Source organism: Stenotrophomonas nitritireducens (assembly GCF_050984405.1).
GTDB lineage: Bacteria > Pseudomonadota > Gammaproteobacteria > Xanthomonadales > Xanthomonadaceae > Stenotrophomonas > Stenotrophomonas nitritireducens_B.
In genome coordinates, this window is the sequence record NZ_CP158790.1 from 224,289 (window position 1) to 239,664 (window position 15,376).

Sequence of the window (15,376 nt, forward strand, 5' to 3'; positions counted from 1 at the left end):
CGCCGCCCGGGAGGGCGGCGCCGTGTGTCCATGATGGGGGACGTTTTATTTCAGGTTGGCGAGCATCCAGTCCACGGTGGCGTGGATCTGCTCGTCGCTCAGGCCGGCGTTGCCGCCCTTCGGCGGCATCACGCCGCCGTCCGGGCCGGTGTAGCCCTCGATGGCGTGCTTGTAGAGCGTCTCGGTGCCCTGGGCGATGCGCTTGTCCCAGTGCGCGTGGTCCAGCGTCGGCGCGTTGCCCACGCCGGTCAGGTGGCACGCGGTGCACAGCTTGTCGAAGATCACCTTGCCGTCGAGCGTGCCGCCGTAGGCGCCGCCCGCCGCCGCGGCCTTGGCGGCCGCCGCTTCCGCCGCCGCGGCCTGCGCCGCCGCGCCGGTGCTGCCGGCGTAGACCGCCCCGGCAGGCGCGATGCGCTGCTCGAGGCGCTGCGTGGCCGTGGCCGACGCTTCGCGGGGAATCGCGCGCTGCAGGAACGACGCAAGGATGATCAGGCCGATCGTGATGACGGCCAAGATGGCGATCACGATGGAGAAGCGTTTCAGGAACTGAAGGTCGTAATTCCGCACGTATCAACACCCCTGGCAAGTAGTCGGAGGACCACAGCTACCGGCGGAGTATAGACCAGCGCCCCCACCCACCGGCAACGGCCCGACGGGCGGAAGCGCGGCGGCCCGGGCTCAGCCCGTTGCCGTCGGCGTGCGCATGCCGGCGGCCCGCAGACACAGCGCGCAGATCGCCTCGACCAGCGGCTCGCCGTCGCGCAGGCCGTCGCGGCTGGGCGCGGTCGGACCGACCAGCGCCTCGGTGAAGGCGCCGACGATGCAGGCCGCGCCCACGTCCAGGTCCTGCGGCGCGAACTCGCCGCCGCGCACGCCGTCGTCGAGGATGCGCTTGAACACGTCGCCGAACAGGCGCCGGCAGCGGATGCGCTCGGCCTCCACCTCCGGGTCCACCGGCTCGGCGATGAAGGCATAGGCCAGCGCCGGGCCGGCCAGCGCGCGGCGCACGAAGGAAGCCACCGCGCGCTGCAGGCGCTGCGACGCCGGCGCGGCTTCGTCGGCGATGGCCGACAGGATGTCCAGTTCGTGCTCGACCGCCGCGGTCAGCACTTCCACGAACAGGTCGGCTTTGGACGGGAAATGCCGGTAGATCAGCCCGGTGGACACGCCCGCCTCGGCCGCCACGGCGGTGACCGGCGCATTGCGGTAGCCGCCCGCGGCGACCAGCCGGCGGGCCGCGGCCAGGATCGCCTCGCGGTTGCCGGCGAGGCGTTTTTCCATCAGTTCCGATCGTTTGTAGGCCATGGAGTGATTCTAGGTTCAATTTTTGAATTTTTATTCACTTTTTGACAGGGACCCGCTAGGCTGCGCGCGAACGCCCGTGCTGACGGCCCAATCCGTCATCCCCTCCCGGAGCGCCCTCTCGCCCTGCCGTACCGGAGCCGCCCCCATGCACGTCCCCACCCTTTCCTTCGATCTCGGCGAAGAGATCGACATGCTGCGCGACAGCGTGGCCCAGTTCGCCGCCGCGCACATCGCGCCGCTGGCCACCGAAGCGGACGCGACCAACCACTTCCCCAACCCGCTCTGGCGCCAGCTCGGCGAACAGGGGCTGCTTGGCATGACCGTGGAGGAAGAATACGGCGGCAGCGGCATGGGCTACCTGGCCCATGTGGTGGCGATGGAAGAGATCTCGCGCGCGTCCGGCGGCATCGGCCTGTCCTACGGCGCGCACTCCAACCTGTGCCTCAACCAGCTGCGCAAGAACGGCAGCCAGGCGCAGAAGCAGCGCTACCTGCCCAGGCTGTGCAGCGGCGAACACGTCGGCGCGTTGGCGATGAGCGAGCCGGGCGCGGGCTCGGACGTGGTGTCGATGAAGCTGCGCGCGGACCGGCGCGGCGACCGCTACGTGCTCAACGGCAACAAGATGTGGATCACCAACGGCCCGGACGCCGACGTGCTGGTGGTCTACGCCAAGACCGATCCGGACGCCGGTTCGCGCGGCATCACCGCCTTCATCGTCGAGAAGGGCATGAGGGGCTTTTCCACCGCGCAGAAGCTGGACAAGCTGGGCATGCGCGCCTCCAACACCTGCGAGCTGGTGTTCCAGGACTGCGAGGTGCCGGCCGAGAACGTGCTGGGCGAAGTGGGCGGCGGCGTGAAGGTGCTGATGTCCGGCCTGGACTACGAACGCGTGGTGCTGTCCGGCGGCCCGCTCGGGCTGATGGCCGCGGCGCTGGACGTGGTGCTGCCCTACGTGCACGAACGCCGCCAGTTCGGCGAGGCGATCGGTACGTTCCAGCTGATCCAGGCCAAACTCGCCGACATGTACGTGGGCCTCAACGCCTGCCGCGCCTACGTGTATGCGGTGGCGCGCGCCTGCGACCAGGGCCGCACCACCCGCCAGGACGCGGCCGGCGCGATCCTGTATTCGGCCGAGAAGGCCACCTGGGCCGCCGGCGAGGCGATCCAGATCCTCGGCGGCAATGGCTACATCAACGAGTACCCGGCCGGGCGCCTGTGGCGAGACGCCAAGCTGTACGAGATCGGCGCCGGCACTTCGGAAATCCGGCGCATGCTGATCGGGCGTGAGTTGTTCCAGCGCACCGCGTGAATCAAAGCCCCTCTCCCTGCGGGAGAGGGGTTGGGGAGAGGGACGGAGCGAAGCTCCTCGCAATAGTCAGGCTGCACGAATGCTCCGCCCGTACCCTCATCCGGCGCTTCGCGCCACCTTCTCCCGACGGGAGAAGGGAACAGCAGGAACCACCGCCATGACCGTACTGAAGACCCAGCTGCAACCCGGCAGCGAGACGTTCGAAGCCAACCGCGCGGCGATGCAGGCGCTGGTCGATGACCTGCGCGCGACGCTGGAGCGCACCGCGCGCGGCGGCAGCGACGCGGCGCGGGCCAAGCACACCGCGCGCGGCAAGCTGCTGGTGCGCGAGCGCATCGACGCCCTGCTCGATCCCGGCAGCCCGTTCCTGGAGATCGCGCCACTGGCCGCGCACGGCATGTACGACGATCCGGTACCGGGCGCCGGCATGGTTGCCGGCATCGGCCGCGTGGCCGGCGTGGAGTGCCTCGTGGTCGCCAACGACGCCACGGTCAAGGGCGGCACCTATTACCCGGTCACGGTGAAGAAGCACCTGCGCGCGCAGGAGATCGCGCAGCAGAACCGCCTGCCCTGCATCTACCTGGTCGATTCCGGCGGCGCCTTCCTGCCGCTGCAGGACGAGGTGTTCCCGGACCGCGACCATTTCGGCCGCATCTTCTACAACCAGGCCAATCTGTCGGCGCAGGGCATCCCGCAGATCGCCTGCGTGATGGGCAGTTGCACCGCCGGCGGCGCCTACGTGCCGGCGATGAGCGACGAGACGGTCATCGTCAAGGAACAGGGCACCATCTTCCTCGGCGGCCCGCCGCTGGTGAAGGCGGCGACCGGCGAAGTGGTCAGCGCCGAGGAACTGGGCGGCGCCGACGTGCATACGCGCATCTCCGGCGTCGCCGACCACATGGCCGACAACGACCTGCAGGCGCTGGCGCGGGTGCGCGCCATCATTGCCAGCCTCAATTGGCGCAAGCCCACGCCGGGCGTCGCGCTGCTGGCCGATGAGGCGCCGCTGTTCGATGCGCACGAGCTGTACGGCGTGATCCCGACCGACACGCGCAAACCCTATGACGTGCGCGAGGTGATCATGCGCATTGTCGATGGTTCGCGGTTCGACGAGTTCAAGCCGCGCTACGGCAACACCCTGGTGACCGGATTCGCGCACGTGCACGGCCACCCGGTCGGGATCGTCGCCAATAACGGCATCCTGTTCTCCGAATCCGCGCTCAAGGGCGCACACTTCATCGAACTGTGCTGCCAGCGCGGCATCCCGCTGGTGTTCCTGCAGAACATCACCGGCTTCATGGTCGGCCGCAAATACGAACACGGCGGCATCGCCAAGGACGGCGCCAAGCTGGTGATGGCGGTGGCCAACGCGCGCGTGCCCAAGTACACGGTGGTGATCGGCGGCTCGTTCGGCGCCGGCAACTACGGCATGTGTGGCCGCGCCTATTCGCCGCACTTCCTGTGGATGTGGCCGAACGCGCGCATCGGGGTGATGGGCGGCGAGCAGGCCGCCAGCGTGCTGGCCACGGTCAAGCGCGACGGCATCGAAGGCAAGGGCGGGCAATGGCCGGCCGACGAGGAGGAAGCGTTCAAGGCGCCGATCCGCGAGCAGTTCGAACGACAGGGCCACCCCTACTACGCCAGCGCGCGGCTGTGGGACGACGGGGTGATCGACCCGGCCGACACCCGCCGCGTCCTCGGCCTGGCGCTGGCCGCCAGCCTCAATGCGCCGGCGCAGGACACGCGGTTTGGCGTGTTCCGGATGTGATGGCCGCCAGCATGAGGCATGCCGAACTGGAAGGCCGCGCCTTTGCTTCGGCTCCTGCTGTTGCCTTCGCTTCTCCGGGTTCCCTTCCGCAGCGACGGAGCCGACGGACAAGACCCGAAGGGCGACGTGCATGGATGCACGTCGTTTTTCGACACGACAAGGATGTCGTGTCGAAAAATCCCGGCGGCGGAGTGGACCCGATGCGCGCGGCGCATCGGGCGCGAAGGCAGGGCGTGCTTTCTTTTGGCTACCTTTTCTTTGCACGAGCAAAGAAAAGTAGCTCGCTCCCCGACAGGGGAGCGAAAGCTTTTCAATCCTTCAAGCTGCCGTCGCGCAGCACGTCATGGACACCGCCATGTTCGACAAGATCCTGATCGCCAATCGCGGCGAAATCGCCTGCCGCGTCATCGCCACCTGCCGCCGCCTGGGCGTCGCCACGGTGGCCGTGTATTCGGACGCCGACCGCGACGCCCGGCACGTCCGCCTGGCCGACGAGGCGATCCACATCGGCCCTGCGCCGGCGGCGGAAAGCTACCTGCGCGGCGAGGCCATTCTCGACGCCGCGCGCCGCACCGGCGCGCAGGCGATCCATCCCGGCTACGGCTTCCTGTCCGAGAACGCCGGGTTCGCGCGCGCCTGCGCCGAGGCCGGCATCGTCTTCATCGGCCCGCCGGCCAGCGCCATCGACGCGATGGGCGACAAGAGCGCGGCCAAGGCGCTGATGCAGCAGGCCGGCGTGCCGTTGACGCCCGGCTACCACGGCGAGCGCCAGGAGCCGGCGTTCCTGCGCGCGCAGGCCGACGCCATCGGCTATCCGGTGCTGATCAAGGCCAGCGCCGGCGGCGGCGGCAAGGGCATGCGCAGGGTCGAGGCCAGCGCGGATTTCGAAGCGGCCCTGGCAAGCTGCCAGCGCGAGGCGCAGTCGGCGTTCGGCAATGCGCACGTGCTGGTGGAGAAATACATCGAGCGGCCGCGCCACATCGAGATCCAGGTGTTCGGCGACAGCGACGGCAACGTGGTCCACCTGTTCGAACGCGACTGCTCGGTGCAGCGCCGCCACCAGAAGGTGCTGGAGGAAGCGCCCGCGCCGGGCATGACACCCGAGCGGCGCGCGGCGATGGGCAAGGCGGCGACCGATGCCGCACGCGCGGTCGGCTATGTCGGCGCCGGTACGGTGGAGTTCATCGCCGCGCCCTCGGGCGAATTCTGGTTCATGGAAATGAACACCCGCCTGCAGGTCGAACACCCGGTCACCGAGATGATCACCGGCACCGACCTGGTGGAGTGGCAGCTGCGCGTCGCCGCCGGCCAGCCGCTGCCGAAGACGCAGGACGAACTGCGCATCCACGGCCATGCCATCGAGGCGCGCTTGTACGCCGAGGATGCCGACCGCGGCTTCCTGCCCTCGATCGGCACCCTGCGCCATCTGCGCCTGCCGTCGCCCGATGCCCATGTGCGCGTGGATGCCGGCGTCGAGCAGGGCGATGCGATCACGCCGTATTACGACCCGATGATCGCCAAGCTGATCGTCTGGGACGAGGACCGCGACCGCGCCCTGCTGCGCATGCAGCGCGCGCTGGCGCGCTGCCAGGTGGCCGGCGTCACCACCAATGCCGCCTTCCTGCACCGGCTGGTGGCGACCGCGTCCTTCCGCCATGCCGATCTGGACACCGCCCTGATCGAGCGCGAGCGCGACGCGCTGGACATCGGCCACCACGCCGCGGGTGCCGCCGACTGGGCCGTGGCCGCGGTGCTCGCCATCGGGGCAGGCACCTCCACGCCGGCCGATGCGTCGCCCTGGTCCATCGCCGACAGCTGGCGCCTGACCGGCCCCGCCGCGCGTTCGATCACGCTGGAACACCTGCAGCAGCAACGCACACTGCAGGTACACCGCGACGCCGAAGGCTGGCTGGTCCGGGACGGTGAAGCCGAACCGTTGCGGATCGACGGCCACGTGGACGTGGGCAGCTACGCTCTGCAGGCCGGCGACCGCCTGCTCCGCGGCGACATGCTGCACGACGGCAATGCGCTGTACGTCTTCGGCGACACCGATCAGCGCCGCTACACGGTGCACGACCCGGTCGCCGATGCGGACAATCCAGGCGACCACGGCGGCAGCCTGCTGGCGCCGATGCCCGGCCGCGTCATCGCGCTGCTGGTCGAACCCGGCAGCCAGGTCGCGCGCGGCACGCCACTGCTGGTGATGGAGGCGATGAAGATGGAGCACACCCTGCAGGCGCCGGCCGACGGCGTGGTCAACGGCTACCGCGTGCGCAGCGGCGACCAGGTCGGCGATGGCGCCGTGCTGGTGGATTTCGAGGCGGGCTGATCCACCGTGCCCGCCGGTGCGGTGCCCCTCAGGCGCCGCTCGGTGCGGGCCAGACGCTCTCAAGTGGATCCAGCTCGGCGGTCGTTCTTTCCTGCGCGCGCCAGCCCATGCCGCAGATGGCCAGCGGTCCTTCCTTCAGCGGATCGAGCGCGAGCACTTTCTCGATGTCGATTTCATTGATCGCCGAGGTCACGAAGGCGCCCAGCCCGCATTCGGTCGCCGCCATGTACAGCGCCTGCGACAGGTGGCCGGCATCGAGCATCATCGCGCGGTAGACCTTGCGATGGTTGCGGTACTTCCAGAGGCTGCGTTCGAAGCGGCAGACGAAAATCACCAGTACCGCCGCGTCGGCGAACCAGTGCTGGCCCGCCAGGAACCGCCCCGCCATGTCCGCATCGAAGGCTTCGTGCGGAACCAACGTCGCCAGCGCATGCCGGAGCGGGTGATAGCGATAGAGGCCCGGGGCCAGGCCCTCCACGCGCTGCACGAGCAGGCAGGCCTCCACGGGATGCAGGCCACCGGCGGAGGGCACGTTCTTCTTCAGGAACACCAGGTCCGGCGCGGGCTCGAGCTGCCCGTGCGCGCGGAACGTCTGTTGCAGGACGGCCGCCAGCTGCGCCATGGAAACCGAACGCCCCGCATCGAAATTGCGGCAGGTCACGCGCCTGCGCCCCAGTGACTCCAGTTCGCTCATGGGGACCTCCGGCAGACCGATCTGCGGGTCCACCGACGGATGTTCCGGCACGGCGGGCGGTGGGGAGCCAAGCCTCCGGCGAAGATCGTGGGCCGTGACCAGATGATTCCGCTCCATGTCCGTCACGCTGTCCACGCCCTGCCAGCGCGAATGACGATGGTGGATCGCCGCCAGCGGCCACCAATGGTCGTCCTGCGACACGGAACGCTGCGCCGGGACTGGATCCGATGCCCCATCCGGCACGCCCTCGGCCACCAGCAGGTCCAGTTCCAGCAACGAGAGCGCCAGCGCCCTCGAATCCGCATCCGTGGGCATGTCCTGCCAGCATTCGGCGCTGCAATGGAGCAGCCACTGCGCCTGCTCGGGGCTTACTCGCCGATGTTCGTCCAGATGCGCCGCCCATACCCGGATCTCGAACCGGGTGCGTAGCCCGTCGCCCCCCGCCAGCAGATCGCCGATATCAAGGGACGGGACTTCACACGGCTCGATGACCAATGCACCGCATCGACGTACTCGCACGCTGTTTCCTCACGACTGGTTCTGCAGGATGCCGGAACTCCATGCGGCTCGACGGGTGCAGGGCACCGATCATCGGTCGGCGCCATCACGCAGCCGGCATGCGAATCCCCGCCCGGGCAACGGCCGGCCGTCGCCACGGTACCGGAGCATTCTGCCAGCGGCAGCGGGCCCCTCAAATCCGACAGGTTTGGCCTGTATGCTCGCGGCGGACCCTTCGCATCAGGCGGAGGCCGCACACCACAGGGGACCCCATGAGCCACCATCACCACGGCAATGCCGCACACCCGCCGTTGAGCCAGGAAATGGCGACGCGCCTGCTCGACCTGTTGTCCGAGGACGACGCCTTCCGCGAGTTGTTCGCGCGTGATCCGGAACAGGCGTTGATCCAGCTGGGGCTGTCGCCCGAGCAGGCCGCACAGGCGCTGTGCGGCGAAAGCTGCCTGCGCGTGACCACCACGCTGGCCAGCAAGGAAGCGCTGCGCGCCGCGCGCGAACGCCTAATGCAGAGCCTGACCTGCGGGCAGCCGCACACCGTCGTTTTCGCCTTCAACGATTGAGGCGGTACCCACGCTCGCGGCAGCCGCCGCGAGCGTCTCCACCACGTTCATCACCAGGCACGCCTCGCCGGCCATCCGGTTACCCCAGGCGGCGCCGGGATGGCCGGAAATCCAGTCCTGCTCCCGTTGGCTGCCCTGCACGTCGCCGGCGGCCTGCAGTCCATCGCGCATTGCGACGTGCCACTGGGTCAGGCCAGTGGCTTTGCCGGCCGCCCGCAGCTGCCGCACAGCTCGTTGCGGGTCGCCCCGCAGACGCCACTGGTCGGCGGCAACGACCGCATGCAAGGCCTCGTTCCCCGGATCGCCCGAGCGCTGCACCAGCCTCGACAGGCGTTGTTCGTCCGCAGCATCCAGCGCACGCCCCGCGTAGCGCTGCTGCAGGCGAGCGGCCGCGAGCGCATTGCCCGCCAGGTCGTCCAGTTCGCCGGCACTTGCGGATTCGGCCATGCGGATAGCCTGCCCGAGCAGATCCGCAGGTCCGGCTGCGGGGTGCACGCCGGTGCGGTAACGGGCCACCAGGGCGCCCAACTGCTGGGACAGGCGCGTCCCATTGCTGTCGTCCGCCGCCTTGGCGATCCCCGCATCCGCAACCTGCACCGCATCCGCGGCCCGCTCGGCCGCCAGCAGCGCCGCCACCCATTGCACATGGATCAACGCATTGGACGGCTCACGTGCCGCGCTCTCCTCCAGCACGCGCAAGGCGTCAGGCAGCCGGCCCTGCGCGGCCAGGGCGGACGCATGGTGCCGGTTTGGCGGCGCCCCGGAAATCCGTTCCATCCGTTCGAAGCTGGCGATCGCTGCGTCGTACTTTTCCTGTGCCAGCTGGATCCTGCCCTTCAATTCCCAGGAGATATAACGCAGCGGCTCTTTCGATGCGGTCGCCGCGGTGACCGCCACCAACGCCGCGTCTAGGTTGCCGCTGGTGAATTCGTCCCAGGCGTAGTTCTGGTGGGCGGCGGCGTAGTCCGGATACACCTCGCCCAGCAGGCGCCATTTCGCCGGCGCATTGCGCATCGGCTGCGGCTCGAACTCCGCCGCCAGGGCTTCCATGTAAAGCCGGTCGCGCATCGGCAGGTGGCCACGCAGCGCCAAGGCCCTGCGCAGATAGGGCTCGGCCTTCTCCGCATTGCCTTGCGACATGTAGGTGCGGGTGATGCCGAGCAGCGCCAGCGCGAACTGCGGGTCGATGTCCACCGCCTTCTGGTACAACACGCGCGCGTCTTCCATCCGGCGCTGGTTGTAGGCCTTTAGGCCCGAGGCATACAGCTTCAATGCATCGAGACTGTCCGTGGTGACTTCGGGCAGCGGCTGCGACAACGTCCGGATCGTGTCGGAGGATTCGCCAAGGTGGTCGCGCACGGAACCGGCGATGCTGTCGATGGACGCCAGCAGTCCGTCCATCTGCCTGACATCCCTGCTCAGCACATAGACGGTCGCCTGGGTCTGCGGATCGACCACCTCCACCGTCACCCTCAACCGCCCGCCGACTTCGGCCAGCGTGGGCAGGACGACGGCCCGCGCGCCATCGCGGATCGCGATCTCGCTGCCGATGGCCCGGTCTATGCGCGTGCCGCGTTCTTTCCTCATCCGCGCCAGGGTGTCGCTGATGGTCATGTCGCTGAGCACGTTGATGTAGCGCGACTGCTCGAGGCTGATGCGGAACGCCTGCGCCATCGAATCGTCCAGCACGGCATTGCCGGTCAGGTTGCGCAGGTCGCCCATCACCACCCAGTCGCGCTCGGTGAACGCGATAGCCGGCTCCGGGCGCGCGATGAACCATGCCCCCACGCCCAGCGCCGCCAGCAGCGCCGCTTCGGCCACCAGCGCCATCGGGCGCCGCCACAACGGCAGGTCGCGCCAGGCCTTGGGCGTGCTGCGCGGCATGCGCAGCGGCGCGAAGCCCGGTTCGCCGACCTCGAATACCTCCTGCGTGGTCGGCACGCCCTTGAAGTGCCAGCGTCCGTGCGATTTCCACAGCAGGTGCTCGCTGCGCCCGCCCAGCTCGCGCGCCGAGCGGCGCACCAGCGATTCGGCCACGGCCGAGAGCAGGATCTGCCCCGGCCGCGCCAGGGTCATCAGGCGCGCGGCCAGCGGCTTGGCCAGGCCTTCCACTTCCATCGGCTTGGCGCCGGCCTGCACGGCCTCGGCGCTGTTGTGCCAGGTCAGCACCTCGCCGACATGCATGCCGGTCCGCGCCTGCAGTTCGATGCCGCGCGAGCGCGCCAGTTCCTCCAGGCCCTGCCGGTAGTCCAGCGCGAACCCCAGCCCGTTGACCGGCCGTTCGAACAGCAGCAGCAGGCCGTCGGAGCGGTCGATCATCCGCCCCTTCCAGTGCTGCTGGAGGCGCAGCACCAGCCGGTCGTGTTCCTGGAACAGTTCCGCCGCCGCGGTGTCGCCGAGCCGTTCCACCAGCGCGACCGAATCGCACAGGTCGGTCAGCAGCAGCGTGTGCACGCGCGGGGCCGGGGCGCCCGCCGTTCCTTCCCTGTCGTGCGCGGCGGGCTCGTGCTGCATGTCAGCCCGCGCCCAGCCAGTCCACCGGCCATTGCAGCCGGTTGCCGCCGCGTCGCTTGGCCTCGTACAGGGCGCTGTCGGCATGGGCGTACCAGTCGTTCCAGTCGCGCGCGGAGTCGAGCAGGCAGGCGCCGATGCTCACCGGGCAGACGCGCGGCACCGGCTGCGAGCGTTCCAGCAGGCCGTGCACCGCGTGCAGGATGAAGCCGGCCACGTGTTCCAGCGCTTCGGCGTCGGCGTCCTGCACCAGCAGGCAGAATTCGTCGCCGCCCAGGCGACAGGCCAGCCCGCCGGGCTGCACCACCGAACGCAGGATGTTGGCCACTGCCTGCAGCACCCGGTCGCCCACCAGGTGGCCGTGCTCGTCGTTGACGCTCTTGAAGCGGTCGCAGTCGATCAGCAGCAGGCCCTGCGGCGGGTTCCGCGCGGGCTGCCGGCATTCCTGCAGGTAGAGGGTCAGGCCGCGGCGGTTGTGCAGGCCGGTCAGTTCGTCGGTACGCACCAGCTCTTCGGTGTGGTTGAGCTGGTGGGTGGTGGTGTAGAGGTTGTCCAGCGCCGCTTCCAGGTCGTGGTTGCGACGGCGCAGCTGCCGGATCAGCATCTGTTCGTTGGACACCACGCGCATGATCGTGCGGCGCAGGAAGTAGGCGACCCGGCCCGGGTCGTGGTCGACGAGCTTCTGGAAATCGGGGTGGGCCAGTTCGAGCAGGCTCAGTTCCGTCGAGGCGCGGGCGTCGGCGCCGCGGCGGTGGTCGCCGATCAGCAGGCCCAGTTCGCCGAAGAATTCGCCCGGGCCGAGGTACTTGACCACCAGGTCCTCGCCGAAATCGAGATCGACGATGCCGCTGACGATGACGAACATGGCATCGCCCGAATCGCCGCGGCGGAACAGGACGTCGCCGGCCGCCACCTGGCGCTGCCGCCCGAACCGCGAGAACAGCGCGAATTCGTCGGGCGACAGGACGGGATGCACGATTTCGGCCATCGCCATGCGGGCGACGCCCAGTTCGCGCTCTTCGGCCATGATTGCAGCACTGTCGCTGGTCATTCCCTCAGCCCCACCGCCCCGTCGTCCCCTGGGGCCAGCGCGGAAGGATAGCACCGGCGCAAAGCGTGCGGGACGTCGCAGTCCCCGCACGCACCCATTCAGCCGAGCCGCGGAACGGGCGGCCGTCGCGGCCGCCCTTGCACCATACCCGCGGGGTGGAAAGCGTATTGAGAAAGGGCGCTCAGGCGGCCTTGCCGGGCTGGAACTGCGCCTCCTCGGTGGACCCGGTCAGCGCGGTGACGCTGGACGCGCCGCCCTGGATCACCGTGGTCACGTCGTCGAAATAGCCGGCGCCCACTTCCTGCTGGTGGGAGACGAAGGTATAGCCCTGCCCGCGCGCGGCGAATTCCGGCTCCTGCACCTGCTCCACGTAGTGGCGCATGCCCTCGCCGCGGGCGTAGTCGCGGGCGAACCTGAAGGTGTTGAACCAGTTGATGTGGATGCCGGCCAGGGTGATGAACTGGTACTTGTAGCCCAGCGCCGCCAGCTCGTCCTGGAAGCGGGCGATGGTGCGGTCGTCCAGGTTCTTCTTCCAGTTGAACGAGGGCGAGCAGTTGTAGGACAGCAGCTTGCCGGGGCTGGCCGCGTGCACGGCCTGGGCGAACTCGCGGGCGAAGCCCAGGTCCGGGGTGCCGGTCTCGCACCACACCAGGTCGGCGTAGGGCGCGTAGGCCACGCCGCGGCTGATCGACTGTTCCAGCCCGTTGCGCACCCGGTAGAAGCCCTCGGCGGTGCGCTCGCCGGTGACGAAGGGCGCGTCGTTGGGGTCGAAGTCGCTGGTCAGCAGGTTGGCGGCCTCGGCGTCGGTGCGGGCCAGCACCACGGTCGGCACGCCCAGCACGTCGGCGGCCAGGCGCGCGGCCACCAGTTTCTGGATCGCCTCCTGGGTCGGCACCAGCACCTTGCCGCCCATGTGGCCGCACTTCTTCACCGCCGCCAGCTGGTCCTCGAAATGCACCGCGGCGGCGCCGGCGGTGATCATGTTCTTCATCAGCTCGTAGGCGTTGAGCACGCCGCCGAAGCCGGCCTCGCCGTCGGCCACGATGGGCAGGAAGAAATCGATGGCGTCCTCGGCCTTGAGCTTGCCGTCGACGATGTTCTTCCACTGGATCTCGTCGGCGCGCTGGAAGGTGTTGTTGATGCGGCGGACCATGGTCGGCACCGAGTCGTAGGCGTACAGCGACTGGTCCGGGTACATGGTCTCGGAGGTGTTGCCGTCGGCGGCCACCTGCCAGCCGGACAGGTACACCGCTTCCAGCCCGGCCTTGGCCTGCTGCATCGCCTGGCCGGCGCTGATCGCGCCGAAGGCGTTGACGTAGCCCTTCCTGGCTTCGCCGTTGACCAGTTTCCACAGGCGTTCGGCGCCGCGCCGGGCCAGGGTGTGTTCCGGCTGCACGGTGCCGCGCAGGCGCACCACGTCGGCGGCGCCGTAGGGGCGCTTGATGCCGGTCCAGCGCGGATTGCTGTCCCAGTCGTGCTGCAGGGCGTCGATCTGTTGCTGATGGGTGCTCATGTGGAACTCCTTGGGGGAACGTGACCTGTAGGAGCGACTTCAGTCGCGATCGGGCTTTGCCGGGAAAGCTTCTTCGCGGCTGAAGCCGCTCCTACGAGGGAAGACAGGTACGAGGAAGGACAGGAAAGAAGGAAACGTCAGTCGATCTGCCGGTACGCCGGCAGGGTCAGGAACTCGGCCAGTTCGTCGGCGCGGCTGAGTTGGTCGAGCAGGTCGATGGCTTCGGCGATGCGGCTGCCGCCGGGCAGCGCGGCGGTGTCGCCGAGCCGGGCCGGCAGCGCGCGCAGCGTGCTGTCCAGCAGCGCAGGGTCGATGGCGGTGCCGTCGTCCAGGTGCTGGTTGCCGGCATGCAGCCACTGCCAGATCTGGCTGCGGCTGATCTCGGCGGTGGCCGCGTCCTCCATCAGGTTGTGGATGGGCACGCAGCCGTTGCCGTCCAGCCAGGCGGCCATGTAGCGCACGCACACTTCCACGCTGTTCTCGAAGCCGGCGCGGGTGATGGTGCCGGTGCACGGCGCGACCAGTTCGTCGCGGCCGACCTGCACGTCGCGGCGCAGCACGTGGTGCTGGTTCGGCCCGGGCATGTGTTCGTCGAAGATCGCGCGCGCCACTGGGATCAGCGCCGGGTGCGCCACCCAGGTGCCGTCGTGGCCGGCGCTGACTTCGCGCAGTTTGTCCGCGCGCACCCGCGCCATCGCCTGCTCGTTGGCGGCCGCGTCGTGGTTGATCGGGATCTGCGCGGCCATGCCGCCCATCGCATGCGCGCCGCGGCGGTGGCAGGTCTGGATCAGCAGATCCGAATACGCCTTCAGGAACGGCTGGGTCATGGTCACCTGGCCGCGCTCGGGCAGCACCTTGCCGGCGTGCCGGCGGAAGGTCTTCAGGTAGGAAAAGATGTAATCCCAGCGCCCGCAGTTCAGGCCGACGATGCGCCCGCGCAGCGCGTGCAGGATCTCGTCCATCTCGAACACCGCCGGCAGCGTTTCGATCAGCACCGTGACCTTGATCTGCCCGTGCGGCAGGCCGAGCATGCCCTCGATGTGCGACAGCGCGGTTTCCCACAGCGCCGCCTCCTCCATCGACTGCAGCTTGGGCAGGTAGAAGTACGGGCCGCGGTCGCGGCGCATCAACGCGCGGGCGTTGTGGAAGGCGAACACGGCCGCATCGAACAGGCCGCCGGCGATCGGCTGGCCGTCGACCAGCACGTGCTTCTCGTCCAGGTGCCAGCCGCGCGGGCGCACGATCAGCACCGCCTGCTCCTCGAACGGACGCAGCGCGTAGTGCTTGCCGGGCCGGCCACCCGCCGCCGGCGCCGTGTACTCGAGGTCGCCACGCACCGCGCCGATCAGCGCCTGCTGGCCGGCCAGCAGGTTGCGCCAGGTCGGCGAGGTCGAATCCTCGAAGTCGGCCATGAACACCCGGGCGCCGGAGTTCAGCGCGTTAATCACCATCTTCGGGTCGGTCGGGCCGGTGATTTCCACGCGCCGGTCCTGCAACGCGGCCGGGATCGGCGCGACCGTCCAGTCGCCGGCGCGGATGTGCGCCGTATCGGCGCGGAAGTCCGGCAGGCCGCCCTGGTCGAAGAAGGCCTGGCGCTGGCGCCGGGCCGCCAGCCGCGCCTGCCGTTCGGGCTCCACCGCCCGGTGCAGCGACACCAGCAGCGCCAGCGCGCCGGCCGGCAGCAGCGCCGGCTGGCCGGCGTGGCGGGCGGTCACGGTGATGCCCGGGGTCGGGCGGGCGGGGGCGGACGGAATGGCGGCGGCGACGGCGGACATGGCGGAACCCTGCAGGTGTCGGGGGAGTCCACCGTGCCGCCGGGG

General features: G+C 69.5%; 11 protein-coding genes. 4 read left to right on the top strand and 7 right to left on the bottom strand.

Annotated features, from left to right (window positions below):
• Positions 1 to 45: 45 nt before the first annotated feature.
• Positions 46 to 567 (bottom strand): c-type cytochrome, encoded by a 522-nt coding sequence (locus ABTV91_RS01020; RefSeq protein WP_343199443.1) that lies wholly within the window; start codon positions 565 to 567, stop codon positions 46 to 48.
• Positions 568 to 678: 111 nt separating this feature from the next.
• Positions 679 to 1,305: a TetR/AcrR family transcriptional regulator gene (locus ABTV91_RS01025; RefSeq protein WP_433852793.1), complete on the bottom strand. Its 627-nt coding sequence runs from the start codon at positions 1,303 to 1,305 to the stop codon at positions 679 to 681.
• A gap of 145 nt (positions 1,306 to 1,450) precedes the next feature.
• Between ABTV91_RS01025 and ABTV91_RS01030 the strand changes: the two genes are divergently transcribed.
• The 3 genes from ABTV91_RS01030 to ABTV91_RS01040 all read left to right on the top strand — a co-directional run bounded on the left by ABTV91_RS01030 (position 1,451) and on the right by ABTV91_RS01040 (position 6,711).
• The gene (locus tag ABTV91_RS01030; RefSeq protein WP_433852794.1) at positions 1,451 to 2,614 is read left to right on the top strand and encodes an isovaleryl-CoA dehydrogenase; all 1,164 of its coding nucleotides are present in this window, start codon (positions 1,451 to 1,453) and stop codon (positions 2,612 to 2,614) included.
• A gap of 157 nt (positions 2,615 to 2,771) precedes the next feature.
• On the top strand, positions 2,772 to 4,382 hold the full coding sequence (locus ABTV91_RS01035) for a carboxyl transferase domain-containing protein (protein ID WP_433852795.1): 1,611 nt from the start codon (positions 2,772 to 2,774) through the stop codon (positions 4,380 to 4,382).
• 355 nt (positions 4,383 to 4,737) lie between these two features.
• Positions 4,738 to 6,711: an acetyl/propionyl/methylcrotonyl-CoA carboxylase subunit alpha gene (locus tag ABTV91_RS01040; protein WP_433852796.1), complete on the top strand. Its 1,974-nt coding sequence runs from the start codon at positions 4,738 to 4,740 to the stop codon at positions 6,709 to 6,711.
• Between the two features lie 28 nt (positions 6,712 to 6,739).
• On the opposite strand, the gene ABTV91_RS01045 is transcribed toward ABTV91_RS01040, so the two are convergent.
• Positions 6,740 to 7,924 carry a putative peptide maturation dehydrogenase gene (locus tag ABTV91_RS01045; protein ID WP_433852797.1) on the bottom strand — a complete coding sequence of 395 codons (1,185 nt, stop codon included), beginning with the start codon at positions 7,922 to 7,924 and terminating at the stop codon, positions 6,740 to 6,742.
• Between the two features lie 251 nt (positions 7,925 to 8,175).
• Here ABTV91_RS01045 and ABTV91_RS01050 point away from each other — a divergent pair, with 251 nt between their 5' ends.
• The gene (locus tag ABTV91_RS01050; protein WP_433852798.1) at positions 8,176 to 8,481 is read left to right on the top strand and encodes an NHLP-related RiPP peptide; all 306 of its coding nucleotides are present in this window, start codon (positions 8,176 to 8,178) and stop codon (positions 8,479 to 8,481) included.
• On the opposite strand, the gene ABTV91_RS01055 is transcribed toward ABTV91_RS01050, so the two are convergent.
• The 4 genes from ABTV91_RS01055 to aceB form a co-directional block, all read right to left on the bottom strand.
• Entirely contained in the window at positions 8,422 to 10,995 is a 2,574-nt protein-coding gene (locus ABTV91_RS01055; RefSeq protein ID WP_433852799.1) for a putative peptide modification system cyclase, read from the bottom strand. The two genes, ABTV91_RS01050 and ABTV91_RS01055, sit on opposite strands and share 60 nt — an antisense overlap.
• Position 10,996: 1 nt before the next feature.
• Positions 10,997 to 12,043, bottom strand: coding sequence for a diguanylate cyclase domain-containing protein (locus ABTV91_RS01060; RefSeq protein WP_433852800.1), 1,047 nt, complete (start codon positions 12,041 to 12,043; stop codon positions 10,997 to 10,999).
• Between the two features lie 181 nt (positions 12,044 to 12,224).
• A complete protein-coding gene (aceA, locus tag ABTV91_RS01065) occupies positions 12,225 to 13,556 on the bottom strand; it encodes an isocitrate lyase (RefSeq protein ID WP_433852801.1) in 1,332 nt (443 codons plus the stop codon).
• A 137-nt stretch (positions 13,557 to 13,693) separates the two neighbouring features.
• Positions 13,694 to 15,331 carry a malate synthase A gene (aceB, locus tag ABTV91_RS01070; RefSeq protein WP_433852802.1) on the bottom strand — a complete coding sequence of 546 codons (1,638 nt, stop codon included), beginning with the start codon at positions 15,329 to 15,331 and terminating at the stop codon, positions 13,694 to 13,696.
• Between the last annotated feature and the right edge of the window lie 45 nt (positions 15,332 to 15,376).